This window comes from Vibrio sp. ArtGut-C1 (assembly GCF_002105475.1).
Taxonomy (GTDB): Bacteria; Pseudomonadota; Gammaproteobacteria; order Enterobacterales; family Vibrionaceae; genus Vibrio; species Vibrio diabolicus.
The window spans coordinates 23,382-47,594 of record NZ_NCTH01000034.1 but is presented as its reverse complement, the minus strand read 5'-3'; the positions used below and the strand labels follow the sequence as shown (position 1 = coordinate 47,594).

General features: G+C 44.2%; 26 protein-coding genes and 2 pseudogenes. 14 read left to right on the top strand and 14 right to left on the bottom strand.

All coding sequences use genetic code 11. The annotated features are described in order from the left end of the window. Together otnK and ltnD are read right to left on the bottom strand one after the other, a co-directional pair. Positions 1-1,039, bottom strand: a 1,039-nt coding sequence (gene otnK, locus B7360_RS21235) for a 3-oxo-tetronate kinase (protein ID WP_254048142.1), incomplete at its 3' end; no start/stop codon positions are given. Between the two features lie 25 nt (positions 1,040-1,064). Next, positions 1,065-1,973, bottom strand: coding sequence for an L-threonate dehydrogenase (gene ltnD, locus B7360_RS21230; RefSeq protein WP_085344551.1), 909 nt, complete (start codon positions 1,971-1,973; stop codon positions 1,065-1,067). Positions 1,974-2,247: 274 nt separating this feature from the next. On the opposite strand from ltnD, the gene B7360_RS21225 reads away from it, so the two are divergent. Then, positions 2,248-3,006, top strand: coding sequence for a DeoR/GlpR family DNA-binding transcription regulator (locus B7360_RS21225; protein WP_005375354.1), 759 nt, complete (start codon positions 2,248-2,250; stop codon positions 3,004-3,006). Between the two features lie 177 nt (positions 3,007-3,183). Here the strand turns inward: B7360_RS21225 and B7360_RS21220 are convergent. Both B7360_RS21220 and ppiC read right to left on the bottom strand, forming a co-directional pair. Next, positions 3,184-3,872, bottom strand: a pseudogene (locus B7360_RS21220) (ABC transporter permease); the annotation flags it as partial. A 379-nt stretch (positions 3,873-4,251) separates the two neighbouring features. After that, positions 4,252-4,593: a peptidylprolyl isomerase PpiC gene (ppiC, locus tag B7360_RS21215; protein WP_074189873.1), complete on the bottom strand. Its 342-nt coding sequence runs from the start codon at positions 4,591-4,593 to the stop codon at positions 4,252-4,254. Positions 4,594-4,807: 214 nt separating this feature from the next. Between ppiC and B7360_RS21210 the strand changes: the two genes are divergently transcribed. Further along, the gene (locus B7360_RS21210) at positions 4,808-5,722 is read left to right on the top strand and encodes a chemotaxis protein (protein ID WP_005392519.1); all 915 of its coding nucleotides are present in this window, start codon (positions 4,808-4,810) and stop codon (positions 5,720-5,722) included. A gap of 100 nt (positions 5,723-5,822) precedes the next feature. Here the strand turns inward: B7360_RS21210 and B7360_RS21205 are convergent. The 4 genes and pseudogenes from B7360_RS21205 to hutW all read right to left on the bottom strand — a co-directional run bounded on the left by B7360_RS21205 (position 5,823) and on the right by hutW (position 8,946). Continuing rightward, positions 5,823-6,358 (bottom strand): annotated as a pseudogene (locus tag B7360_RS21205) (ATP:cob(I)alamin adenosyltransferase). A 97-nt stretch (positions 6,359-6,455) separates the two neighbouring features. Beyond that, the gene (gene hutZ / locus B7360_RS21200) at positions 6,456-6,986 is read right to left on the bottom strand and encodes a heme utilization protein HutZ (protein ID WP_085344550.1); all 531 of its coding nucleotides are present in this window, start codon (positions 6,984-6,986) and stop codon (positions 6,456-6,458) included. A gap of 56 nt (positions 6,987-7,042) precedes the next feature. Further along, positions 7,043-7,546, bottom strand: coding sequence for a heme utilization cystosolic carrier protein HutX (gene hutX, locus B7360_RS21195; protein ID WP_047008487.1), 504 nt, complete (start codon positions 7,544-7,546; stop codon positions 7,043-7,045). Between the two features lie 29 nt (positions 7,547-7,575). After that, complete coding sequence (hutW, locus tag B7360_RS21190; protein WP_085344549.1) at positions 7,576-8,946, bottom strand: heme anaerobic degradation radical SAM methyltransferase ChuW/HutW; 1,371 nt, start codon at positions 8,944-8,946, stop codon at positions 7,576-7,578. 160 nt (positions 8,947-9,106) lie between these two features. Here hutW and B7360_RS21185 point away from each other — a divergent pair, with 160 nt between their 5' ends. The 6 genes from B7360_RS21185 to B7360_RS21160 are packed head-to-tail and all read left to right on the top strand — an operon-like array spanning position 9,107 to position 13,691. After that, on the top strand, positions 9,107-9,856 hold the full coding sequence (locus B7360_RS21185; RefSeq protein ID WP_085344548.1) for an energy transducer TonB: 750 nt from the start codon (positions 9,107-9,109) through the stop codon (positions 9,854-9,856). Then, positions 9,856-10,554 (top strand): MotA/TolQ/ExbB proton channel family protein, encoded by a 699-nt coding sequence (locus tag B7360_RS21180; RefSeq protein ID WP_085344547.1) that lies wholly within the window; start codon positions 9,856-9,858, stop codon positions 10,552-10,554. The genes B7360_RS21185 and B7360_RS21180 overlap by 1 nt, the downstream gene beginning before the upstream one ends. Next, a complete protein-coding gene (locus tag B7360_RS21175; RefSeq protein ID WP_046873761.1) occupies positions 10,551-10,964 on the top strand; it encodes a biopolymer transporter ExbD in 414 nt (137 codons plus the stop codon). Before B7360_RS21180 ends, B7360_RS21175 begins: the two co-directional genes overlap by 4 nt. 28 nt (positions 10,965-10,992) lie before the next feature. Beyond that, complete coding sequence (locus B7360_RS21170) at positions 10,993-11,862, top strand: hemin ABC transporter substrate-binding protein (protein ID WP_085344546.1); 870 nt, start codon at positions 10,993-10,995, stop codon at positions 11,860-11,862. A 9-nt stretch (positions 11,863-11,871) separates the two neighbouring features. Beyond that, positions 11,872-12,909 (top strand): iron ABC transporter permease, encoded by a 1,038-nt coding sequence (locus tag B7360_RS21165; protein ID WP_085344545.1) that lies wholly within the window; start codon positions 11,872-11,874, stop codon positions 12,907-12,909. Beyond that, the gene (locus tag B7360_RS21160; RefSeq protein WP_085344544.1) at positions 12,909-13,691 is read left to right on the top strand and encodes a heme ABC transporter ATP-binding protein; all 783 of its coding nucleotides are present in this window, start codon (positions 12,909-12,911) and stop codon (positions 13,689-13,691) included. The genes B7360_RS21165 and B7360_RS21160 overlap by 1 nt, the downstream gene beginning before the upstream one ends. 191 nt (positions 13,692-13,882) lie before the next feature. On the opposite strand, the gene B7360_RS21155 is transcribed toward B7360_RS21160, so the two are convergent. Next, positions 13,883-14,344: a TetR/AcrR family transcriptional regulator gene (locus tag B7360_RS21155; protein ID WP_005392508.1), complete on the bottom strand. Its 462-nt coding sequence runs from the start codon at positions 14,342-14,344 to the stop codon at positions 13,883-13,885. Between the two features lie 607 nt (positions 14,345-14,951). Here B7360_RS21155 and B7360_RS21150 point away from each other — a divergent pair. Beyond that, positions 14,952-15,251 carry a YfcZ/YiiS family protein gene (locus B7360_RS21150; RefSeq protein ID WP_005375307.1) on the top strand — a complete coding sequence of 100 codons (300 nt, stop codon included), beginning with the start codon at positions 14,952-14,954 and terminating at the stop codon, positions 15,249-15,251. Positions 15,252-15,326: 75 nt separating this feature from the next. Here B7360_RS21150 and B7360_RS21145 read toward each other — a convergent pair whose 3' ends face one another. Next, entirely contained in the window at positions 15,327-15,599 is a 273-nt protein-coding gene (locus tag B7360_RS21145) for a YnjH family protein (RefSeq protein ID WP_006742199.1), read from the bottom strand. Positions 15,600-15,916: 317 nt separating this feature from the next. Here B7360_RS21145 and B7360_RS21140 point away from each other — a divergent pair, with 317 nt between their 5' ends. Continuing rightward, entirely contained in the window at positions 15,917-16,516 is a 600-nt protein-coding gene (locus tag B7360_RS21140; RefSeq protein ID WP_031780261.1) for a hypothetical protein, read from the top strand. A 74-nt stretch (positions 16,517-16,590) separates the two neighbouring features. Here B7360_RS21140 and B7360_RS21135 read toward each other — a convergent pair whose 3' ends face one another. Then, the gene (locus B7360_RS21135) at positions 16,591-17,700 is read right to left on the bottom strand and encodes a 1-acyl-sn-glycerol-3-phosphate acyltransferase (RefSeq protein WP_006742201.1); all 1,110 of its coding nucleotides are present in this window, start codon (positions 17,698-17,700) and stop codon (positions 16,591-16,593) included. 191 nt (positions 17,701-17,891) lie between these two features. Here B7360_RS21135 and B7360_RS21130 point away from each other — a divergent pair, with 191 nt between their 5' ends. After that, positions 17,892-18,500 carry a hypothetical protein gene (locus B7360_RS21130; RefSeq protein ID WP_047008435.1) on the top strand — a complete coding sequence of 203 codons (609 nt, stop codon included), beginning with the start codon at positions 17,892-17,894 and terminating at the stop codon, positions 18,498-18,500. A gap of 127 nt (positions 18,501-18,627) precedes the next feature. On the opposite strand, the gene B7360_RS21125 is transcribed toward B7360_RS21130, so the two are convergent. Next, positions 18,628-19,110: a hypothetical protein gene (locus tag B7360_RS21125; RefSeq protein WP_006742203.1), complete on the bottom strand. Its 483-nt coding sequence runs from the start codon at positions 19,108-19,110 to the stop codon at positions 18,628-18,630. Between the two features lie 14 nt (positions 19,111-19,124). After that, positions 19,125-19,658: a nicotinate-nicotinamide nucleotide adenylyltransferase gene (locus B7360_RS21120; RefSeq protein WP_048625315.1), complete on the bottom strand. Its 534-nt coding sequence runs from the start codon at positions 19,656-19,658 to the stop codon at positions 19,125-19,127. Between the two features lie 177 nt (positions 19,659-19,835). Between B7360_RS21120 and nadE the strand changes: the two genes are divergently transcribed. Continuing rightward, positions 19,836-20,666, top strand: a complete 831-nt coding sequence (nadE, locus tag B7360_RS21115) for an ammonia-dependent NAD(+) synthetase (protein ID WP_006742205.1) — start codon at positions 19,836-19,838, stop codon at positions 20,664-20,666. Between the two features lie 82 nt (positions 20,667-20,748). Here nadE and B7360_RS21110 read toward each other — a convergent pair whose 3' ends face one another. After that, the gene (locus tag B7360_RS21110; RefSeq protein ID WP_085344543.1) at positions 20,749-22,566 is read right to left on the bottom strand and encodes a hybrid-cluster NAD(P)-dependent oxidoreductase; all 1,818 of its coding nucleotides are present in this window, start codon (positions 22,564-22,566) and stop codon (positions 20,749-20,751) included. A 268-nt stretch (positions 22,567-22,834) separates the two neighbouring features. Between B7360_RS21110 and B7360_RS21105 the strand changes: the two genes are divergently transcribed. Together B7360_RS21105 and pyrC are read left to right on the top strand one after the other, a co-directional pair. Continuing rightward, entirely contained in the window at positions 22,835-22,999 is a 165-nt protein-coding gene (locus tag B7360_RS21105) for a YqaE/Pmp3 family membrane protein (RefSeq protein ID WP_005375297.1), read from the top strand. Between the two features lie 155 nt (positions 23,000-23,154). After that, positions 23,155-24,183 (top strand): dihydroorotase, encoded by a 1,029-nt coding sequence (gene pyrC, locus B7360_RS21100; protein WP_005392496.1) that lies wholly within the window; start codon positions 23,155-23,157, stop codon positions 24,181-24,183. Positions 24,184-24,213 lie beyond the last annotated feature (30 nt).

Sequence of the window (24,213 nt, the reverse complement as noted above, 5' to 3'; positions counted from 1 at the left end):
GAAAGATGTTCGCTTCATCGATGGAGTGAAAGAAATGGAGACTCATCAACAGGCTACTGCATGATCTCCATACACCACATTTGACAATAGCTCCTGCGGTTGCGTAAACCAGTGGTGCGAACTCGCTTTCGATGTTGGTCATGACCCAATCAAACACTTGATTTGAGTAATCTTCTTCCGTCAGACACGCCTTCACATCAATAGCAAAGTGTGGCGCTTTTTCTTTGTAAACAGCGACCTGTTGGTTGGTCATGACAGAACAAGATCCAGATAACACAACGGTTGGTGCCTTTTTAGGGTTCCCCTCTTGCTTCGCATCACTTTGATCTTCAAGGTTCTCTATCCAGTTCTTAGCAATACCCGCAGCCAAACCAGAACCACCAGTTACCAGTTTTAGAGACTTCGCCGCTTGGCCAAGTGTGACAAGATGCTCTGCATTGAATGCATCAACCACTGCATAGCGGTTGCCTTGTACTTTTAGCTCTTCAAAGCGCTCAATTACCGCTTTTGGACCTTGTTCAATTATTTGGAAGTTCACCAGGCCAGATTTGCCTTGAGATTGAGCATCCATCATACGAACTAGGCTTGAATCAGTCATTGGTGTCACAGGGTGATTACGCATACCTGAGTCGCTTAGCAAGTCTTGGAATACAAATAGATGGCCGTTGTAAACTGTGCGACCATTCACTGGTAATGATGGGCATACAATGGTGAACGCTTCACCTAGCTCTGCAAGCAGTGCATCCGTTACAGGACCAATGTTACCTTCTGCTGTGCTGTCAAACGTTGAGCAGTACTTGAAGTAAAACTGCTGACAGCCATTTGCTTGCAGCCACTTAAGCGCAGCTACTGAATCCTCGATTGCCTCATCTACAGGACAGGAGCGAGATTTAAGACTGATCACGACCGCATCTGCGTTTACATCAATCTCTTCTTTTGGAATACCGTTAAGCTGAACTGTGCGCATGCCGTTTTCTACAAGAAAACCTGCGATGTCTGTTGCGCCAGTAAAGTCGTCTGCGATAACGCCTAATAACATCATTTTTTCTCCGTTTTACGTGCGCTTACTTCTGTTTGTTTTCTACACCTGGAAGCTCAATACCATCAAAAATCTTGATAACGGCACTGTCGTCTTCCTGGCCAAAACCAGCATTGCTTGCACTCAAAAACATGTTTAGTGCTGTGCTTGATAGAGGAAGTGGAAATTTGAGATCTTTTGCTGTGTCCGATACGAGGTTTAGATCTTTCACAAAGATGTCGACCATAGATTTAGGGGAGTAGTCACCATCAACTACATGCTTCATGCGGTTCTCAAACATCCAAGAGTTACCCGCTGCATTCGTCACCACGTCGTACATCAGGTCAAGAGGAATGTTTGCACGTGCCGCTAATGCCATTGCTTCAGCACCAGCTGCGATATGAACACCTGCTAGCAATTGGTGGATAATCTTCACAGTTGCGCCTAGGCCAATCGCTTCACCGATGTTGTAGACCTTAGCTGCCGTTGCGTTGAGTACTGGTTCAAGTGCATCAAATGTGCTTTGCGCTCCCGACGCCATAATAGTCATCTCACCTGATTCTGCTTTTGCAGCACCACCAGATACCGGTGCATCAAGCATCACAAGGTTGTGTTCTGCCAATTTCGCTTCAATTTGTTTTGCGTCTTCTGCTGAGATGGTTGCTGAAACCATTACTGGCGTATTCGGCTTAAGCGCTGTAGCAAGACCGGTTTTGAACAAGACCGTGTTAACTTGAGCTGCGTTCACAACAAGAACTAGAACCGAATCAAGCTTATCTGCAAACTCAACTGCATTTGTAGAAACAGCTTTTGCACCGAATGAACCTAGCTCTTCAAGCGCTTGAGAATTTAAATCGAAACCATATACATCTAGGCCTGCACGCACACATGACTTTGCGGCGCCCATTCCCATAGAGCCTAAACCGATAACACCTACAGATTGAACTTCACTCATAAAAACAATGCCTTCTGGTCTATTAAACTTTGTTAATTCTTGTTTGGTTGATGTGATTATATGTGAAGATCAATACTAAGACTTCGCTTTGAATCACATTTTTTCACATAAATTAACAATGTCGTGATATATACCTCTTTATGGGAAGAGACATTCCGAGCAGTTAACACAAGCGAAGGCTGTTCTTACAACGTTGAGAACATAATTCACAGATATTCACAAAAAATAAAAAGATTGGTAGGATACTGAAAAACAAGAATATAGAAGTGAAATTATGATCCCAGCAGAACGTCAAAGAACCATATTATCCCTGTTATCACATCAAGAAGTGTTAAGCATTTCAGATTTAACCGACCACCTTGGCGTATCACATATGACCATTCGTCGTGATATCGTGAAGCTTGAATCCTCAGGTAAAGTCGTTTCTGTTTCTGGTGGAGTGCAACTCGCTCAAGCTCTACATTCAGAACTTTCCCATGATGCGAAGGTCGAGCAACAAGCGGATGAAAAGATTCAAATTGGTAAGCTGGCGGCTACGTTAATTGGCCAAGACGCTACTATTTACTTGGATGCGGGAACAACCTCTCTAGAAATCGCCCATCAAATAGCAAATCGTAATGATCTTTTAGTGATCACCAATGACTTCTCTATTGCTGCTTTCCTTATGACGCACAGTGAATGTGAGCTTTACCACACAGGAGGAAAAATTGACCGCGAAAACCAATCTACCATTGGTGGAAAAGTCGCAGAGTTCTTGAACGGGCTAAATATTGATATCGCCTTTATTTCGACTTCTTCTTGGAGCTTGAAGGGCTTATCAACACCTAATGAAAATAAAGTTCTCGTAAAAAAAGCGATCATCAAGGCGGCACAAACCAACTATCTGATCTCAGACTCAACTAAATACGGTCAGATAGCGAGCTTTCATGCATTAGACATCGAGCAATTGGACGGAATTATTACCGATCGAAATCTATCAGAAGTGGTCACACAAGAATTAACGGATAAAGGATTACGTGTTTATAAAGAGTAACACTACCTAAACACCTGAGTTCGCGTCACTTTTATACTCGTTAATCTATAGGTGCTTCCAATATACATAGACCTTACTGTGTACTTTCTGGCAGAAAACACATCCTTTTGTTTTCTAAATTACCAAATTACTGATTACATCTGGATATGGACGCTCACTTCGCTTTATCGCTGCTCGTCACTTGTCATCAAAAATCAAATTCACCGCAATTGCCATCAAAACTAAGCCTGAGATTGGCAGCAAGACACCTAATGGCGAGCGCTCTATGTAAGGCAGATTCTCTGCAATCAATAAACCCCACTCGGGTTCTGGCGGCTTAACGCCTAGTCCGATAAAACTCAGAGAATTCAGGCTGATCGTAATGTACGGCAAACGCAGAAACGCGTGACGAATCAATGGCGGCAGCACATAAGGCAACAAGTAGTAACGGAGTACTCGCCACTGACTGGTTCCCCAACTGGGCGCAAGATGCGTATAAGGCTGCGCTTTGGCTTCCATCAACAAGCTCGCGCAGGGCGCCGCTAATGGTGCCCACGACACCATAACAATCGCAATCAAGGCACTGTTTGGGTTCATCCCCGTTAGACCAGCGGTCAGCAGACCCGCCACAATGTATGGCACACCTTTGGTGATCTCAATTAAGCCTCGGCTATAACGAGTCACGAAGCCGAGCAGCAAACTAATCACCAAACTTAGGAACGTTGCGATGATGCCCATTTTGATCGTCGACATCATACCGCCGCCTACACGAGCAAGCAGATCTCGACCAACGGCGTCGGCACCAAACGCAATTCAAGGCGAGTAAAGTGGATGGTGTAAGGATCGCGCATTAACGCCCACCCCGCACAACCAATCAGCAAGGCAAAGCGTAAGACTTGAAACTTACTGATGTTCGCCGATAGCCAAGTGATCACCCAAGGCTCATCTAATACACGCTAAGGCTGTCATTGAGCAAGCGCCCGAACATGAACCAGAGTTCTCCAGCAAGGAATAGCATGGATAACTGATACAACCAGCAAACGTATTCTCATGCAAAGCTTCAAATAGGATAACGACTTATGAGAAAAGCCAAGTTAACTACATATAAATGAGTTTCTAGTTTGGAAAGATTAGCGTTTGGTTGAGCATGGCAGATCAGAATGTATCTGCCATGTCATAACGGTAGTGATTGGCGAAAAGAGGCCGTACAGATGATATTTAAGGCTTGTGGGTTTCATCTGACAATGTTTAGGTAGATACCAAGCCTTATGTTCTGTAAAGCACCTTTACAACATGCCAGCCGAACTTGGTTTTGACTAGATGTGGCGTCAGAACCTCGCCAGAAAAGCACACTTTGTCGAACTGGGGTACCATTTGACCACGGCGGAACTCACCAAGATCACCACCGCGCTTACCTGACGGGCAAGTGGAATACTTCTTCGCTAGTGTCTGAAACTTTGCGCCTTTTTTCAGTTGCTTGATAATGTCTTCTGCTTGCTCTTTGTGCTTCACAAGAATATGTAATGCGGCTGCTGTATTTGCCATTGATCTATCTCTCACTATTCTGGTCGCGCAAGTGTACCCAATCCCTTTTAACACGCCAAACATTTCTTGTTTATACCTAGGCGGCTTCAAGGTTCAAATACATGGGACTATAAAACTTTCGGCATAACAAGATTAAAATACAACCAAGTTTTGCTCAGTTAATCACTATTCTTTAAGAGATTGTCTAAAAAGCTCACATTTGTCTCTCCGATGGTTGAAGCCTTCGTCTGATAAGATTAGATTAGACACAATTCGGTGGTATTTATAAGGTTATTTCATGGCAAAAGTCGTTAGTAAAGCGAATCAATCTCAGGGCATGTTGATGTTCAAACTCACCCTGCAACAGAGTTTCGCGATAGGCACGCTAAAAGTCCGTGAAATCGTTCCGTATATGCCAACCACGAAGATCCCTTACTCGCATCATCACGTCATTGGCACCGTTACAATACGTAACTTAACAGTGCCTGTGATCGACATGTCAGCGGCTGTCGGCTTTCGTCCTATCAGTGAAGAAGAATACAAGAATTGCTACTTGATCGTGACAGACTGTTTGCGAACCGTGGTCGCCTTTATGGTTCGTAGTATTGAGAAGATCATTGAATGCGATTGGAAAGCCATTGAAACCCCACCAGCGAGCGCTGGGAAAAATATTTTCGTAACAGGTATTACTCGCTACGAAGACAAAACGGTTCAGATGCTGGATGTAGAACTGCTACTTTCCAAAATTTATCCGCAATACGAAAACTCAAAGATCCCGATGCTGACAGATGTTGAACGTGAGCGCCTAAAAGCATTAAGCATTCTTTTGGTGGATGACTCTTCCATCGCTCGTAAACAGCTGTGTGATGCTCTTGATAGTATCAATATCGGATACCAAATTTGTAAAAATGGTTTAGACGCATTAGAGCTGATGAAAAGCGAGGCTGAGGCTCATCGACCAATCGATATTTTGGTCAGTGATATTGAGATGCCAGGGCTTGACGGCTACGAGCTAGCATTCGAAGTACAAAATGACTCCGCTCTTAATCACTCATACCGCATTTTGCATACGTCGTTATCGAGCGAAATCTGTGTAGACAGAGCTCACCAAGTTGGCGCACACGAGGCGCTTGAGAAGTTCAATGCTGGAGAGCTGATTGAAGCCATGCTGCGCGGAGCAAAAGAACTAGAAGCCAAAGCTATGGCTTCTTAACTCTAAACTAAACAGCCAAGAAGCAAATTGTCGAATATGGTGTTTTGCGGCCATTTTTTCGCGCAGAAGCTTTGATGCTCGCAGCTGCTAGTTTCTCAGGTCACTTCTTTGGCATCGAGTAACTACGAGATACAAACTCTGTCTCTTCGACTTGATTGATGTGATTAATATAAGAAGCCAAGCTATAAAGTACATTCGCTAATAAGTTCGCGTAACGAAATAGAATGGGGGCAGGTTGCTTCTTACCTGCATGTTCGATCGCAACTAATGCTCGTACCGTTTTTTAGCTTGGCAGCGGCACAAATGCAATTGACTGGATGCAGGGTACCCTCCGGGTAGAACGAAACCTTTGAATCCACCATCAATGCGTTGCTTAAGCGAATCATAATCTGCCTTTAGCTCCTCAACTTCCGCTTCTGTAATCGCCAGCTTTCCGCGAACCGAACCATTTAGGTGATAAACATTAGGCTGCATTCTTGTCAGTATATCGCGGCTAAACTCGTCCAGATCCATCGCGAGAACTAAACCAATACGACTACAAAGTTCATCTGCCGTGATTTCAAAGTCACAAACTGGACTGTCCTCGTAAATAAAGGGATAGCAAATCTCGCTCAATTCCTTGCTCACAGGCTTCATGCTTTTGTTCCAATATAAAAAAGGGAGCCAGTATAACCTAACTCCCCTTATGCGTTCATTATTCCGAATATTCGATATTTACATGACCGGTTTACAATCAAGCATTTTCGATTTTCTTGTGACCTTCTTGAAGGTGAACAAAGTCCACTAAATCGTCGCCAGAGACTTGATACGCTTGACCAAAGCCTTTAACAAACAGTCCCGATTCTGGCTTTAAGTTAAACAACACGAAATCCTCTAGTTGGCTGAGACCATCAATTATCTCACCAAAACGTTCTTTCATTTGTCCAACAACTTGGTGCCACATCTCCGTGTCTCGCTCAACCACATTTGCCACCGCATCAAAAGTTAAGCGCTTACGAGCAAACAACTGCTTTGAAGATTCTTCATCTTCGATCATCATCAAAGAAACGTTAGGATTTTCTAGAAGGTTACGAGCATGACGAGCGATTTTAGAAATGAGTACGAAGTAGCCTTCCTGATTTTGGACATAAGGCGCGTAACTTACATTAGGGCGACCTTCTGCATCGACAGTTGCAAGCTGAAGCGTACGACGCTCCTGACGAAACTCTTTGATCTCTGGCCCTAAACGACCTTGCAAACGCTCTTGTTTAACTTGTTGATCCATATTGATACCTGACTTTACTAATTAGTATTCGAGTTGAGCCTCGATTATGTTTGTGATTACTTTTTCAATTCGGCTTGTAGGGCGCGGAATGCGGTGACTTGATCTTCAAGTAGCTCGCGCTTTTCGTTACGGCCTAAATAAACTTTGAAAATATTGCTTCCGCACTCAGAGAAAAAGCCAAAATAGTGACTCTCTCTACCCATAAACGGTTTGCTGACCAACGCTACATTTTTAACATTATCTAGCTTCAAGTGACCGTGTAGCTCACCTTCTCTGCCCATTAAATTGTAATAGCCACGCGCCACTTTTCCTTTTGGGAATGGCGCTTTGACTTCAAAAATAGAGCCAAAAGAGTGAACAATAGTCGTCACCGGGCCGAAACCAACCAAACCTTCTAGAATGCTTTGTGCTTGCGCTCCTGGAGCGATGGCCACCATTTCCTGCGGCAAAGCCGCAACAACCTCAAATTCAGAAATACCGAGACGTTCTGCCATTGCTGCTGGCAATAATTGCGGTTCTTGCTCTAGTAATGCTTCAACTTGTTGTTTGATTGATTCCATATGTTTTCCGTCTTTTTTCAATTTTTTCATTAATTATTGGATACTTTCGGTACGGTTTCGTTCATCTCTGACGTAAGTACCTGAATACAACCTTGAGCCAATGAAACAGCCCAGAAACTACCAGCAAGAGTAAGAAGTAGGCTGCGTTCATTCAGTTCCACTAAACCTTTTTGCTGCCACACTTTAAATAGGGGCATTAAAAATCCGAACGTGTCCTCCCCCATAAACGATGGCAGTTGGTTTGCCTGAACGATACCGCGATCAAACCCGGATTTGAGTGCAGCAAATAGTGGCTCTAGAGGGCTTTGCTTCATCATCATAGCGATGGTGCTTTGCCCTTCTTTGATGGCTTTAATATAGGTCGCCAATGTGCGATGTTGCATCATCCCGTAACCACCGATATTACCTCCAGCGCCACAGCCAATTGGCAGTACCTCTGCATATGTCTTGGCTAAACTGTTGTATAAACTACGTTCACGGTTATCGATTGCCCAATGGTTCACACTCAGTTGCTTCATATGGTGTTTGGCCATAAAGTTCACACCGAGCTCATACATGCCTGCTTTTTCTGGCGTGGTAGCTGGTGGGGGGATTTTTCCTTTTTCTACAAGGTTAAGCATGGGTGCTGAACCACCGACTACCAACTGATATAAGTCCAACCCGTGTGCGCCAGTCGAGAGAAAATCATTTAAATCTTGCTCTAACACTTCTTTGGTTTGATAAGGCAAGCCGTATAGTAAATCGATAATGACAGGAATTTTGTCTTCGTTGGCAATCTCGCTAACTCGCTTTAGCACATCTTCTCTATCATCTAATCGTTTCGCGCTGCGACGCACTTGTGTATTAAAACTTTGTACACCAAAAGAGAAACGATTAAATCCACCGTCTCGAGCGCCTTGGTATAGCTCATCAGAAAAACGGTTGATGCGACCTTCTAAGGTGATTTCACAATCCGCAGCCAAAGGAAAGTGATCATGAATCGCCTGACCTAACACGCGAACCTGTGCTGGAGACAGATCCGTTGGCGTTCCACCACCAATATACACAGCATGGAAAGTACCGTTTTGTGTCCAAGGCAATGCAGCTTTCTCCTTGAGCTCCTGCATCAGTGCGTCAAAGTACTCATCAACCAGTGCGCGGCTCGCAGCATTTTGAAAGAAGTTACAAAAGGTGCAACGTACGCGACAAAATGGAACGTGAATATAAAGACAACGTTTATTGGTCGCTTTAACCGAGTTAGCGGTAACGCTTGAAAAAATTGCCTGTTGCTGAGGTGGAGGTACAGGCACGCTCGCTCCGCCAGCGTGTGCCGAATGTTTCTTAACAAAGGCAAATCGCAATGGGTCAGGGCTATCGCTTCCCAACACTGATTCGTCAAATTTATCGATATCGACGCTCATATATACTCGCTTAGCTCCCACCATATAAGGGGTAGAGGCTGGTCTTTAAAAATCTGCAAGAATCATAATTTGAGCGTAATGATAATGCAATTGATAATTGATCTTATTTCGGTTGTGAGTAATAATCTGCTCAAGTTTTCATAGTTTCCCGAGATATTCCGTGAACGTACAAAGATATGTCATTGCAGGAGGTGCTTCCCTTGCCATCCATGCCGCACTTCTTTTTGTTTCTCAAGAAACGAAAGTGTTCGCGATGCCTGCTGGAAATCCAGCAAGTTCGGTAAGTTTAAACCTTGTATCGGCACCACCACCTACCGTCGAAAAATCCACGCCAGAAAATGTGGCGCCACCAAAAGAGCCGCAGCCTCAGGAGCAGCCTGAGCCAGAAAAGAAGATCGTAAAGAAACAGGTCGTTAAGAAAGACGCTGTTAAGAAAAAGGTAGTGAAGAAAAAAACAGAGCCGATTAAACAATCCAAGCCTAAGACGGTGGAACCAACCAAAGCCGTAACAAAACAAGAGAATCAGCCCGAAGCCAAACCGAAGAAAAAAACGGAACCGGCGAAGAAAGAGATGGTCGCTCAGCAAACCGCGCCAGCGAGCCAATCCAAAGGGGCAACGTCTCAACCTATTTTGGTCGACAAACCAACGTTTGTGAATCAACCAACTCAGCCTCGCTACCCAAGATCTGCACAAAGACGCGGTATCGAAGGCGTAGCCTTATATGAAATATGGCTCGATGAAAATGGCAATCAAATTAAACAGGTTTTGATTGAGTCTTCCGGCACAGAATCGCTGGACGCCTCAGCGCTTCGTGCCATCAAACAGTGGCAATTTACACCACATATTTCGGGCGGGCTAAAAGTAGCTCACCGAGTACAAGTACCTGTTCGTTTTAAGTTGGATGGATAATGGAACAACTACAAGAATTACAAACTCAACTTGGCCTAATGACATGGCCTTTGATCATTTGCTCAGCCCTCACCGTCATGATCATTACCGAGAGGTTATTCCACGTATTGATTAGCCTTGGCGTCGGGAAACGAGCCATTCGCCAAAAACTCATTGGGTTAGACCCAACGAATGGAAACGATCTTGAGACGCTTGCAGAAGAATTGTCGCATAAGCGACCGCTCCTTTATCGTGGCGTTGCCATGTTGCTTGCCCATCACTCTTTCTCAAAGTCTCTAAGAGAAGATGCCGCAGGCATTTGGCTGCAAGAAAAACGTCATCAGCTGCATTCTGGCCTGCGCTTACTGACGTTGATTGGCGTCATTAGCCCTTTGATTGGTTTGCTTGGTACGGTACTTGGCTTAATTGAGATGTTCAAAGGCATCGCTGTCTCAACGGGGAATATCACCCCGAATGATTTGGCAGACGGTCTAGGTTTGGCCATGCGCACTACTGCAGCAGGTCTTATTATCGCCCTTCCTGCGATTTCAGGAGCACAAATCATTGGTTTGTGGGCGGATCGTGTGATCGCCAAACTCGAACACACATTAAACTATGTCAACTTATGGCTTGAAGGTATCTCTCTGCAACACGTGTCGCCAGACAATTCAACATTAGCAGAGCGCTCTTCTGCAAAGGTCGAGGCAGAAGCACAATGATTAAAACGCCAAAAGACAACACTCGTAACGACTTAACTCCTGATTTAACACCGCTGTTGGACATTATTTTTATCGTAATGGTTTTCCTGATGTTAACTGCAGCGGTCAAGCTCGATTCATTAGATGTCAATTTACCGAGTACAGAATCTCAGGCCGTTGCAGATGTCGATAAGCAATCCATCACGGTAAACATTCTTAAAGACGAGCCTTACTGGGCCATTAACGGCAAGACATACATCGATTGGGACAACTTTACCCTCGCGCTACTAGAAGAGAGTAAATCAAGCGATAAACCGATTGTGATTGGAGCAGAAAAAACCGCGAACATTCAGTCGCTAGTTCAACTTCTCGGCTTTTTACAAGAAAACGGAATTCAGGCAACTCAGTTACTCACTGAAGAGCCATCATAAAAATAAGTAAGATAGAGATCCTTTCAAAATGAAGAACACACGTGCCACCATTCATGCTGTTGTTACGGCTGCCATTTCCCTACTTGCGAGTAGCCAACTTTTTGCCAATGAAACACCATCATCAGAGCGTGTTGTTAGTGCAGGCAGTGCCGTCACTGAACTGTTGCTTGAACTCGACGCCAAAGATAGCTTGGTTGCTATCGACGTAACCAGTCAGTTACCAAAAGGCATGGAGCTGCCTAAAGTAGGCTACCATCGCCGCCTTTCAGCAGAAGGGTTGCTCGCTTTACGTCCGACAAAAGTCATTGGCTCTGATGAGATGGGACCGAAAACGGCATTGAACCAATTAAAAGCGGCGGGGGTAGATGTAGAAATCGTCAATACCGATGCCAACGTTGAGGGCCTTTACCAACGTATCGATCAAATTGCGAACCTTATGAATCGCCAGGCTAAAGCGGAAGATTTAAAGCAAGATGTGAAAGCGCAAGTTCAAGCACTCAATGCAAATCAACCTGCTCAAGCTCAGAAAAAGAAAGTACTGTTTCTACTCATCCATGAAGGTCGACCTGCGAACGTTGCAGGATCAGAAACCACACCCGATGCAATTATTCAGCTAGCAGGCGGACTAAACCCAGCTGCTGACCAGCTGTCTTCTTACAAGCCTTTATCCACAGAAGCCATGGTAGAGATGCAGCCTGACGTTATTCTCGTTAGCGGTCGCAGCTATGAAACGCTGGGCGGTGCCGATGCGATTTTAAAAGCAATGCCACTTCTCGCCGCAACACCTGCGGGAATGAATAAAAATATCATCACGATTGAGGGTCACGCCCTTGTTGGTGGTTTGGGTCTTAAAAGCCTTGCAGAAGCCGAGCGTTTGAATGCGCTGCTTTACCCATAGAGACATGACATGTTGTTAAGACGTATCTCCCTTTCAACGACGTTATCCGTACTTAGTGGCTTTTTAGCATTTGTTGCTATCGCCTCTATTACAGTAGGTCCAATGAGCATTAGTTTCACTGACAGTTTGCGTAGCCTAACAGGAAGCAGTTCTGATCTCGCTCCTCACATTCAGTTGGTGATTAATGAGATCCGATTACCTCGAACCATTTTATGTATGTTCATCGGGGCTATTTTGGCGATTTGTGGCGTGGTTATGCAGGGCCTATTCCGTAACCCGCTGGCCGAGCCCGGCATCATTGGTGTGTCTGCTGGTGCTGCACTTGGCGGTGCGTTCGCTATTGTTGTATTTGCAGAGTTTAGCCAAAACTATCCGCAACTAATGAACTTAGCTGCGCTGCCTCTTTTTGCTTTCCTAGGTGGTGCGTTGACGACCATTCTCGTTTATAAACTCGGCACAAGTAAGTTTGGTACCTCAGTTACGATTATGTTGTTAGCTGGTGTCGCCATTAGCGCGCTTTCAGGAGCGGCGATCGGCTATATGAACTTTATTGCTGATGATCAGATGCTACGAGATCTGACACTTTGGTCGATGGGCTCATTAGCTGGCGCAAATTGGTCGGGGATAGGCCTATCCGCTGTTATGCTGGTCATCCTGTTATTCTGGTTCCAGAAAAAATCGATGGCGCTGAATGCTCTGCTGCTAGGTGAGTCCGAAGCAAGACACTTGGGAGTTCCGGTCCAAAAACTCAAAAGACAGCTTATTTTGCTCTCTGCATTGGGGGTTGGTATTACGGTGAGTATTAGTGGCGCAATTGGTTTTATCGGGCTCGTTATTCCTCACTTAGGACGCATGCTAGCAGGCCCCGACCATCGAACGCTACTGCCAATCTCTGCACTCATGGGAGCGCTGCTTCTTACCGCTGCTGATATGTTTGCTCGTATTGCCGTGGCACCAGCAGAATTACCCGTCGGTATCGTGACCGCCTTGATCGGTGCGCCCTTCTTCATCTACTTATTGTTCCAGCAGAAAGGGAAGATTTTGTAATGAACCAGATCGTTTTATCGGGTAAAAACATTTCGATGAAATTTGGCAAGCGCGTTGTTCTCGATGACATCAATATTGATATCCGAGCTGGTGAAGTGACCGCCCTACTCGGCCCCAACGGTGCGGGCAAAAGTACTTTGCTCAAGCTTCTGTGTGGTGAAATCTCTTCAAATCATGACATCGCCTACTTCGGTAAACAAAAGCATGATTGGGAGCCAGAAAAAAGCGCAAAACACATTGCGATGCTCCCTCAGCACAGTACGTTGACCTTCCCATTTTTAGCCAGAGAAGTGGTCGAATTAGGCGCGATTCCGCTATCGCTGTCCAACAAAGAAACCACTAAGTTAGCTTTACATTACATGAAACAAACCGATGTACTGCATTTGGCAGAAAGCCTCTATCCATCTTTATCTGGTGGCGAAAAGCAACGATTACATCTAGCACGCGTGATGACACAGCTACACCAATCTGGCGAGGAACGAATCTTGATGCTTGATGAGCCAACCTCTGCGTTAGATCTCGCCCACCAACACAACACGTTAAAGATTGCTCGTGAGGCCGCGAAAATACAGAACGCCGCAGTCGTTGTCGTGTTGCATGACTTGAATTTAGCCTCCCAGTACGCAGACCGACTTGTACTTTTGCATAAGGGAAAACTGGTTTGTGATGACACACCATGGAATGCACTGACGCCAGAGCGCATTGAGCACGTTTATGGCTACCGCTCCATCGTGACAAAACATCCAACTTTAGACTTTCCTCAAGTTCACGCCGCCGCTTAGCGTGTATCTCTTCTGAGCCGTCTCTTCTGCTTTCCAAACGACAAAGGCCCGCAATAATCATATTGCGGGCCTTTGCTTTGATATTTAATCGAAGCTTGGGCTCAAAAGAGCGGCGAGAAAATTACTGTGTTCTGCCTTGGCTTTACAACCAAAGCAGCAAACAAGTGTTCATCTATCGCTCTCAATTGCGATTACTTACTCATTTGGATCAATGAACGACCAATCAACCACTCGAGCTCTTTGTCACCACCTGCGCCAAACTGGCTTTCAACCATTTTGTATAAACGGTCAATTCCGTTAGCAGCAAATTCTTGCGCATTTTCGGCCGTGACAATGTGATGGAATAGCAGTCGTAAAATCGCGAGGAACTCAGCATCTTCCAGTGCTTTAATCCAACTTTGTGAAAATGCACTTAGCCCTTTATCAAACTCTAGGTGTTCAATAAACATTTTAAAGATACGGCCATCCAGTGCGGCGGTGAAGTCCGTTTTCTTAGGGAAGTGATGGCTAATACCGGTACGAGATATACCTGTCTGCTGACTTAGAGTCGTGTACGACATTTTGTCGTAACCTAGTCTTAGTAGCTGATCAACAACGGCATCCATGATCTTTTGGATAGTGATTTCGGTATCTTCTTTACTACGCTTTGGCATATTTTAAGCTCTTCTCTTTGTAAATCCATCTAACTCACTATTAAATGAGGCCAGAATGAAATCATTCTTAGCATTATACCCAAGTAGCCCAAGGCACTTCGTTAAGCGAAACCTAAAAATTGAACCGCTAACACCTGCGCATTAAGGCCATTTGGATATATGTACTGCGACTACTTAATATAAAGTTAAGTTCCAAATCATAACGTCTTTACACTGCGTAATGTGCAATTTGCAGTTATGTTTTTGTCAATACATGCTACTCAAAATAAGGCGAAAAGTTAGTCTCATCAAAACCTTGCGCCAATTATTCATCGAAACTATTCAAAGACCAAGAATGATAATTATTAAAAATAATCAATCAAGAAATAGTCTTATAAATTGTCCATTAGTTCAACTGGGCTGAGCGAAATCTCGTCACTATGTTCGTTAATTGATTTTAAATGTTGATATATATCACATTAACGTTCTTGATGATTTAGTAATCCAATCTTTAACCCTTACTTAACAAGCGCCTATTCTGTTCTTTTTTTATTCAAAACTCGTCATTTTTGTAGATACAGATCAAATACCTGATAGAATACCCTTAGTATTTACAAGAGGATTCGTTATGAGTGTCGAATTAGAAAAAAACCAAGTATGTGAAGCTTGCGGCTGCGCAGGCGAGATTGGCTTCATCATCAAAGAAGGTGACGAAGTTGCCGACGTAACGGTTTTCGCACAGACAAAAACAGAGCTAGAGTCTGAACTACAAAAATACATTGAGCTCGCTAAATCAGTATGTGCTGATGTTGAATACAATGTTTCTGAAATAACAGAAGAGTCAAATCAAGCGACGGCTCGATTCAAATTTGAAGTAAGTGCTGAAAAACTTATCTTTGAATTAAAAACTCGCTCACTCGCGCGTTAATGGAAAAAGCGAGCTCTGTGCTCGCTTTTTTATTTTTCCGTTATCCTAATATTAAACAGACCGTTTTTTTGGCGTTTATTTATCTTTTTTGAATACCACCCACTTTAACGAACCATTCGTTTCAAAATCGTTCTCAGCTGTACACATCAGTAATACACCCTCAACATTAATCACGGCTCCGGTGGTGTAGGCTTTATCATCGTAGTAACAGATACGCTGACCTACCTTGCCGTCAGCGACCACCAGCGCTTTGCTTTCTGGCGTACTGTATGATTTAGCAAAAGCGGCCCCAGATAGTAGTACTGCTACAACACCAGCGGCAAAAATAGACACTCTTTTTAACTTCATGAAAATCTCCCTCAGACGCTCATGATACTAACAAGGACGCTTGTTCAGTTCTTGGCAGAACCTCATATTCTTCATATCTCTACTGATATTTTTCTCACATTTACTTTTAAATAAACTATATAATCAATCACTTAATCATTCCCTAACTTGCACACTGAAGCAACTCGGCATCGTGAGCGCGTGTATGCTTTCAGATAAAGCCCTAATTTGAAGTTCTTGGGCTAAAAATCAAAAACTGTTAACAAAGTATGCATAATGAGTCTATTTAAGTATAAGATGAGCACTTAAGATCTTTATGTTTAACTAAGTCTCTGGCTATGCGTTTTGTTTCCCTTTTCCTTACCTTGATGCTGCTCTGCTTCCCATCTTTCGCATATGAGCTAGATTACTACTCTAAGTTTGGTCACACCGATAATTACGGTAATCTTGATCTACGAAACAAACCATACACCCAATTACCTTCTGGGTTAGTGGTCAAAGGCAACTTAAATATCTCGCAAACCCCGATCAAAAAGCTGCCTAAGGGGCTTGATGTTGGAGGCAGTTTGGAAGCAACCAACAGCGCACTCAAAACCATTCGCTCAGGTACAAAGATAAAAGGTTATGCGAATCTACTGGGTAGTAAGATCGAAAGCTGGCCTAGGGGCATCAAACTCGGCGGTTATCTGAACTTGACGGATACACCATTAAAAACGCTCCCAGCTAAACTTCGAGTCAAAGGCGATTTAAGTGTTATTCGCACTCCTATCTCTGCTCTTCCTGAAGGATTGGTGGTTGATGGTAACCTTTATATAGGAGGATCAGCGCTACAAGTATTTCCAGACACGATGACGGTGAAAGGGAATATCTTTTTAGGTGGTAACAAGATCACCAAGTGGCCTAGCAATTTAACCCTTGGCGGGGCCGTTGCTCCTTAAAAAGCAAACAAGAAAAAACCCCGGAAAACCGAGGCTTTAAGGCGTTCATAATCCATCAAGTTCAGCGATGAATACTACTCTTGATTGTTCACTGGGTTGGCATAGCTCGCCACCAAATAAGGTCTTGCCCCTTCAGGTAACTGCTCCAATTTATCCGCAAGATGACGTTTCACCGCCTCTGTGATGATGCTCGAATCTTCACGTCCAGCAGCTAACAAGTTGATTGGGTACAACTTGTAGTTATTGTGAATTTGGCGATCGATTTCACCGGCAAGAGATTCTGGCGTTTCAAACTCTTGATCAATCACATCACCAAACGCGACATGCACACGGCCTTTATAACCAATGATGCCCTGAATGATGCTTTCGATATCTTCAAATTCACCTTTTTCATAACGGCCATTTTCTGCTTTTTCGTACAGCTCTTTTGCTTTGGCAATGTCACATGGATCATTTTCATAGGCAATCGAGACAGGAACGATTTTCAAAGAACGCGTGTATTCACCAAAGCTGATCTTCTGCTTGCGGCCTTCAACATGGAACATTTTTAAAATCGCAGGATCAGTAAAGTCGTTTCCATCTTTAGCTCGACCTTCCTTTTGGGCAATCCAAATTGAATTACCGGTATCAAGCGAGTGTTTAATGTAGCTCGACAGTTGTCCTAATGCTTTCATCATTTCTCTAGGCGCCTTAGCAGAGCGCTTAACGATGAAGCTTTTATTGAGTCGCATCAATTCTGTCGCACATGGCTTCTTCAGCAGGTTGTCACCAATCGCAATACGAACTGTACGGTGCCCACTTTGGTACAAGCCATAGTTTACTAGCGCAGGGTCCATCGCAATATCACGGTGGTTAGAAACGAATAAGTACGACGTGTTTTTATCCAGCTTATCCAAACCAGAAAAAGTGACGCCATCCGTTGTCTTATTCAATGTATCTTTCAGATACTTCTTCACTTCAATCTGAATCGCTTCTACAGAATCAAGCTTGCTCCATTTAGCTTTCAGGTAGATGCGCAGGATCGGGCTCATTAGCGTTTTAAACCACGCTGCTTTATTAGCAAAGCGATGATCGAGAATAGCAGTGATAAATTCATCATCTTGGATTAGACGATCCAGCGCTGCTGGAATTTCTTCGTCATTGTAAGGACGAATTTCAATATAAGGATCGGTATTGGCAGTCATTGTTCATTACATATCAAAAAAAGCTGGCACATTTTACGCATAGTTTTGCTGACAAGCAGCATTTCAACCCATACTTTTAACATGGTCATACCAGTTAAGCTACAATTTCTCATGCTAAAAAATTCTCTCAGCTGGTTGGAATCGTATAGGTTTAACGTTACCCTTAGCGCCAAAAAACACTGGTACTCATAATGAACTACGCAATTGAATTTCACGACGCTAAATACCCCTTTCTTGAAGTAGCTGCGCGCAAAAAAGCACTGAAGCACAGTCTGCTGTCTGTCGTCGAAGGGTTAGCCGTCATTAAATTGGGTAAGCAGGAGTATGCCATTGAACCAGGCCAATATTTTTGGATTCCTCAAGGATGTTTGAGCTCCCTCACCTTTTTACCTAATTCTCGTGTATATCGTTGTGATTTTTCTGTGCGTTTAAATGATGACTTCTCACAACAAGCAGGGTTTGTGAAACCTTCACCGCTGCTAAAAGCCCTCGTCGAGAAACTAGCAACAACAGCCGAGCGCTCAGATCTGCAAACCGATCTACTGACGGTAGTAAGACATGAAGTATTGACTCTCTCTCCTAAACTAGCGCACTCAACGTTGACAAAAACCATCAATCAGTGGACCCCTGGCTGTGACATGGACATTTCTAAAGAGCTGTGCTTGGTACTCACACTCCGTGAAGCAAGAAAAATGAAGCTGTCGGGAAAGAAAGAAGAGCAGATTGTCGATACGCTTTTTGCGGGTAACACAGAAGAATATGAGCAACTTTGCTTTTTGGTCTTTGGAGAAGCGCTATAAGTCGCACTCTAACGAGCCATCTTTTCAGTATTACGCAGAGTAACGCGCGCAGAAAATAGAGACTCAGATAAAAATAAAAAGGGCGTACATGGATGATGTACGCCCTTTTTATGTTCGCTCAAGGTGACTAGAAGGGAACTTCAATCTGCATCATCCAGTCAGCGTCGTAATATTCGTGCCAACGATAATCAAATCGCATTCTTGGCTGTCCGTCGGATTTATCACCAAAACCCACGCTAAACATCAGGCCATGACTACGGAGCCACTCTTCTGTGTCCATTTTGCTCTCTTCGTCTCGGAGCTCTTCCGGCATCCAAAAACCAAGCCCAAAATAATTCTTTTCTAGATTTTGGGTTAGGAGTGGTGTGTCTTCCGGCTTAATCGCCCACTCTTCCCAATAGTTTTCTGTTGGCCCTTCGAATTTCGCTTCCGCAGCATACCAAATCAACGCATCCGTACTTAATACGCCAATGGAATCTAAAATTTCTTCACAGATAGGAAGGGTGTTATCTTCAAACACAACAGAACGATCAGAAAAATAGTTACACGCAGAATGAGCTTGTGTGACCACAAGCAGCGCACATGCACTAAATACGGCTAATCTGACCATGAAAATCTGACCTCTCAGTTCCCAGATAATGTTTCTTTGTATAACCCTTCGTTAAGCAACAATTCACAGACGGACGGGGTTGTGTAGGCGTTTATGTCTTCACCCGTAACCAATGCGTTACGTATATCCGTGCTTCTGACTTTTACTTTTTCAGGGCACGCCATAACAGTCCAACGTTCCATAATCTCTTCTGCTCTACTAAATTTAGCAAATTTGAAGAAATTATCAGGACCTATGACAAAAGTTATATCGGCTGTTGGGTAGATTTCTTGAATTTTTTCTAACAACGCATAGGTTGTCACACTTTGTCCGGGTTGGTACAAAGCTTGCTCTGCATCAGAACGCCGAACATTAGAAAGCCCCATATCTTTGATGAATGCATCAACCATTTTGCACCGAGTTGGGTAATCGAGCATATTCTTGCCCCAAGCGTGTGCAATGCTAGGTTCAAGTAGCACAAGGTCAAAGTGGCTCAATGACTCAATAACACTTTTGTGCCCTAAACTAGGTGGGTTAAATGCACTACCAAAAATGGCGATTTTTTTCATATCCGGCGATTACCTGGTTGAAGAGAGTTTTCTAATCTGATGATTTCGGTATGATACTACTAATCTTTACAGCTTTTGACCCTAAAGTCGTGTTTATCGGTCTCAATTGCATGGTTTATCACCATTTGAGCAAGCGGGCTTTGGTGTCTGAAATATTTGCAGGAAAAGGAACCCTAAATGGAACAATCCATCCGTGATGAAATGCGTGTACTCCCTTCAATTGATCCGCATTTTGAAATTGAACGCCGTATTGCTTTTATTAAGCGTAAGCTACAAGAAGCAGGTTGTAAGTCACTGGTGCTTGGCATTAGTGGCGGTGTTGACTCAACCACGTTAGGTCGCCTTGCCCAGCTTGCAGTAGAACAATTGAATGCGGAATCTGGTACTGACAAATATCAGTTTATCGCAGTACGTCTGCCTTACGGTGAGCAAAAAGATGAAGATGAAGCGCAACTGGCACTCTCTTTCATCAAGCCAACACACTCTGTGTCTGTGAACATTAAAGATGGTGTTGACGGTTTGCATGCGGCGACTGATACCGCATTGCAAGGGACGGGCCTGCTTCCGACTGAAGCCGACAAAATTGATTTCGTAAAAGGTAACGTAAAAGCGCGAGCTCGTATGATTGCACAATATGAAATCGCTGGTTACGTTGGCGGCTTAGTATTGGGAACAGACCACTCAGCAGAGAACATCACCGGTTTTTACACTAAGTTTGGTGACGGCGCGTGCGACCTTGCCCCTCTATTTGGTTTAAGCAAACGTCAAGTCCGCGAGTTGGCTGCAACATTAGGCGCACCAGAACTACTTGTTAAGAAAGTACCAACAGCAGATCTAGAAGAACTAGAGCCGCAAAAAGCAGATGAAGATGCTCTGAACTTAACTTATGAACAGATCGATGACTTCTTAGAAGGCAAACCCGTTCCGCAGCAAGTGAGTGATCGTCTGGTAGCGATTTACAAAGCAACGCAGCACAAACGTCAACCAATCCCGACGATTTACGACTAAGCGATATTTTCCGTTCACTTTTAAACTCAAAACGCTGCTAAAGTTAGCAGCGTTTTTATTGAGAACCGGGGAGCCTTCTCGCTTAGTTTGTTACCGTCACGTCCGTCTCTGGAACAGCACAACACGCCAATACGGTTCCCATCGCACGTTCCTCATCTGTCAACGCAGGCACGTCCGGATGATGTACTTGACCCGACGTAAGCTGAACCTTACACGCTCCGCATAAGCCAGCACGGCAGCTATTGCTAACAACCTTCCCTGCGTCTTCAAGCTGATCTAACAACGTTTTCTGATTATTCCCTACAACTTTCGTCCCATTAAAATCGATCGCTATGCTCTTCTCTGGTCTTGAAGTGACTGAAGATACGCCAAACGCTTCTTGATGGTAGTTTTCTTCTGGCAGCCCTTTTCTTAGTAGGAGATTTTTCGCTTTCTCCATAAAACCATCAGGACCACACACAAACACTTGGCGCTGTTCAATATCTTTGATTTGCTTAATGTGTGACAAACTTAAACGCCCTTTTAACCCAAACCAATCAACGGCAGGCTGCGTCAAGCAGATTTTCACTTCTAACCCCGGGTGCTTACGCTTTAACTGCTCCAACTCAGAGCGACAAGGAATATCATTTTCGGTACGACATTGATGGTAGAAAACCACGTTCTCCAACTGATTGTGATCCGCTAAGTAACGTACCATCGATAGCATTGGTGTTACTCCACTGCCTGCAGAGAGTAACAATAGAGGCTGCGCTTCATGAGTTTTTAGGTGGAACTGGCCATCAGGTTGTTCCGCCTCTAAAACATCACCGACTTGTAAATTGTCTAAGAGCGAATTAGAGACTCTTCCACCTGCAATACGCTTAACAGAAATAGCATAGCGACCCGGACGAGACGGACTGGATGATAGCGTATAGCGTCGACCTACTTTCTTACCATCAATATTCACTTCTATTGGCAGGTGTTGTCCTGGCAAGTAATTAGGTAAAGAACCTTTGTTTGGTTCTAACCATAAGGTCACGAAGTCTTGGGCGATTTCTTCACGCTCAACACATGTTAACGTCATGCGCACTGGCGAGTTATCTGCGTAAAACTCCGGCTCTTTGTACTCCAATACTTCAACTTTATCGCCTTGACGAATAATGCCTTCATTTCGCGCGACAAGATTCTGGCCAAAGAACACACCACCGACATCGTTTGCACGGAACTGTTGCAAGGTTTTGAGCGGCTCTTTGCTCTCACGGAATGTGCCTCTTTGGGTATTCACCGTAGTCAGGATACAGCGCTCGCAAGGTTTGAGAGACTCAAACTCTACCTCACCGATTCGTATGCGCTTCCATGAATCTTCTTCAAACGGCTTGGTATCAGAGACCACTAAGTTAGTACGGAACTGATCCATAGAGTGTTGCTCAGAGCTTCTTCGGTTCAGTTCATCAAGGGAAGCCTGGCTAATCACTAACACCGGATAACCATCGGCAAAGCTAACGTTTTGTCCTAGCTTTTCGCGAACACGATTCGATTGCTCACCACTAAACAACAACTCAACACGTTGACCCAATACACGACTAAACCAATCATCTGCATCATCTGTGGTGGTATATGCAGTAAAGGTGTCTTTCCAAACTGTTGCTGGCGTTTCCTGCATTTTAAAGTCTTGATAACGGATTTTAAGCGGCTCCATCCCCAAACTGCTAAACACAACCCCATCGGATAATAAGGCGGACTTAATGGTTACCATTTGCGGATACTTTCTCGCGGTAATCATAGCGCCATCAGCTTTCGCAATCATAAAACGACGATCGAAGCTCAATCCTTGCTTCTCAACCCATACTGACGACAGCGATAATCCGCCAACTGACTTAACCGGAAAAACATTAATTTGGGACAAAATGGGTTGCGACATAGCCTTCTTCCTACAGGGTGTTTTTTATTTGTTGCAGTATTGTATACCCAAATCACATTAAGGTGCAGAGTCTATTGCCGCTTCATCCAACTCAATTTTTTCTGAATGCTATTCTTATAAATTTGGTTTGAGCGACAAGTATTTACTACACTCAACATTCGCGTTTTTTAACATCGTTCTGACCAAATACCGTTTGATAAAGTGTGATACGACACACATAATTCATCTGAGTTATCACTGCCCCCATTTATTGATTTGGAGCTTAATTATGGATACAAGAAAACTGGTTCTGATTTTGTTATGTATCTTTCTTCCGCCTGTCGCGGTGTTTATGGAGAAAGGTCTAAATAAAGACTTTTTGATTAACCTAATATTGACGTGTTTCTTCTTTCTGCCGGGTACGATCCACGCGCTTTGGTTAACAATGAAGTAATCACTTACACTCTCACTCTGTAGAAAAGTGAAAAATGGGATGAAATGTGAGGGCAATTCCTCTATCATCCTGTCGCCTAAGCGCAAGCGTTTGCTCAAAAGCAAATACTGCGCTTGGGCTCCAATCAGACAACTTTTCAATGGTGGGAGCAATTAATGACAACACTGACAATCACTCGTCCTGACGACTGGCACGTTCACTTACGCGATGGGGAAGTTCTTAAAGACACCGTTCGCGACATCAGCCGCTACAATGGCCGTGCGCTGATCATGCCAAATACCGTCCCACCAGTTACTACAACTGAGCTCGCCCTAGCCTACCGTGACCGAATTCTAAAAGAGCAACATGGCGAACAGTTTGAACCTTTGATGGCGCTTTACCTCACAGACAACACCACACCAGATGAAATACGTAAGGCTAAAGCCACCGGAAACATTGTTGCTGCCAAGCTTTATCCTGCTGGCGCGACCACAAACTCAGATTCCGGTGTGACCAATGCGAAGAACATTTACCACGTTCTCGAAGCGATGGAAGAAGTCGGAATGTTACTTCTGGTTCATGGCGAAGTAACACATCACGATGTTGATATCTTCGACCGAGAGAAAGAATTCCTTGATACTGTCCTCGCTCCTATCGTCAATGACTTCCCTAATCTTAAAATCGTTCTAGAACACATCACCACTGCCGACGCAGCAAACTTCGTTAATAACGCCTCAGATAACGTAGCTGCTACCATCACTGCTCACCACCTTCTTTTCAACCGTAACCATATGCTTGTGGGTGGTATCAAGCCTCATTTCTACTGTTTGCCAATTCTTAAGCGCAGCACCCACCAGCAAGCGCTGATCGAAGCTGCAACCAGTGGTAGCAAGAAGTTCTTCCTAGGTACTGACTCTGCGCCACATGCGAAAGGGGCAAAAGAGTCAGCTTGCGGTTGTGCTGGTTCTTACACCGCACACGCAGCGCTAGAGCTTTATGCAGAAGTATTCGAGAATGAAGGCAAGCTGGAAAACTTGGAAGCGTTTTCAAGCTTCAATGGTCCTGATTTTTACGGCATTGCGCGCAACACAGATACGGTAACGTTAGAAAAATCCGCTTGGGATGTGCCGGAAACGATGCCATTTGGCAATGATATCGTTGTGCCTATTCGAGCAAATGAACAAATTGAGTGGAAAGTGAAGTAAGTACTTTACTGACGTTCCATCCATAAAAGA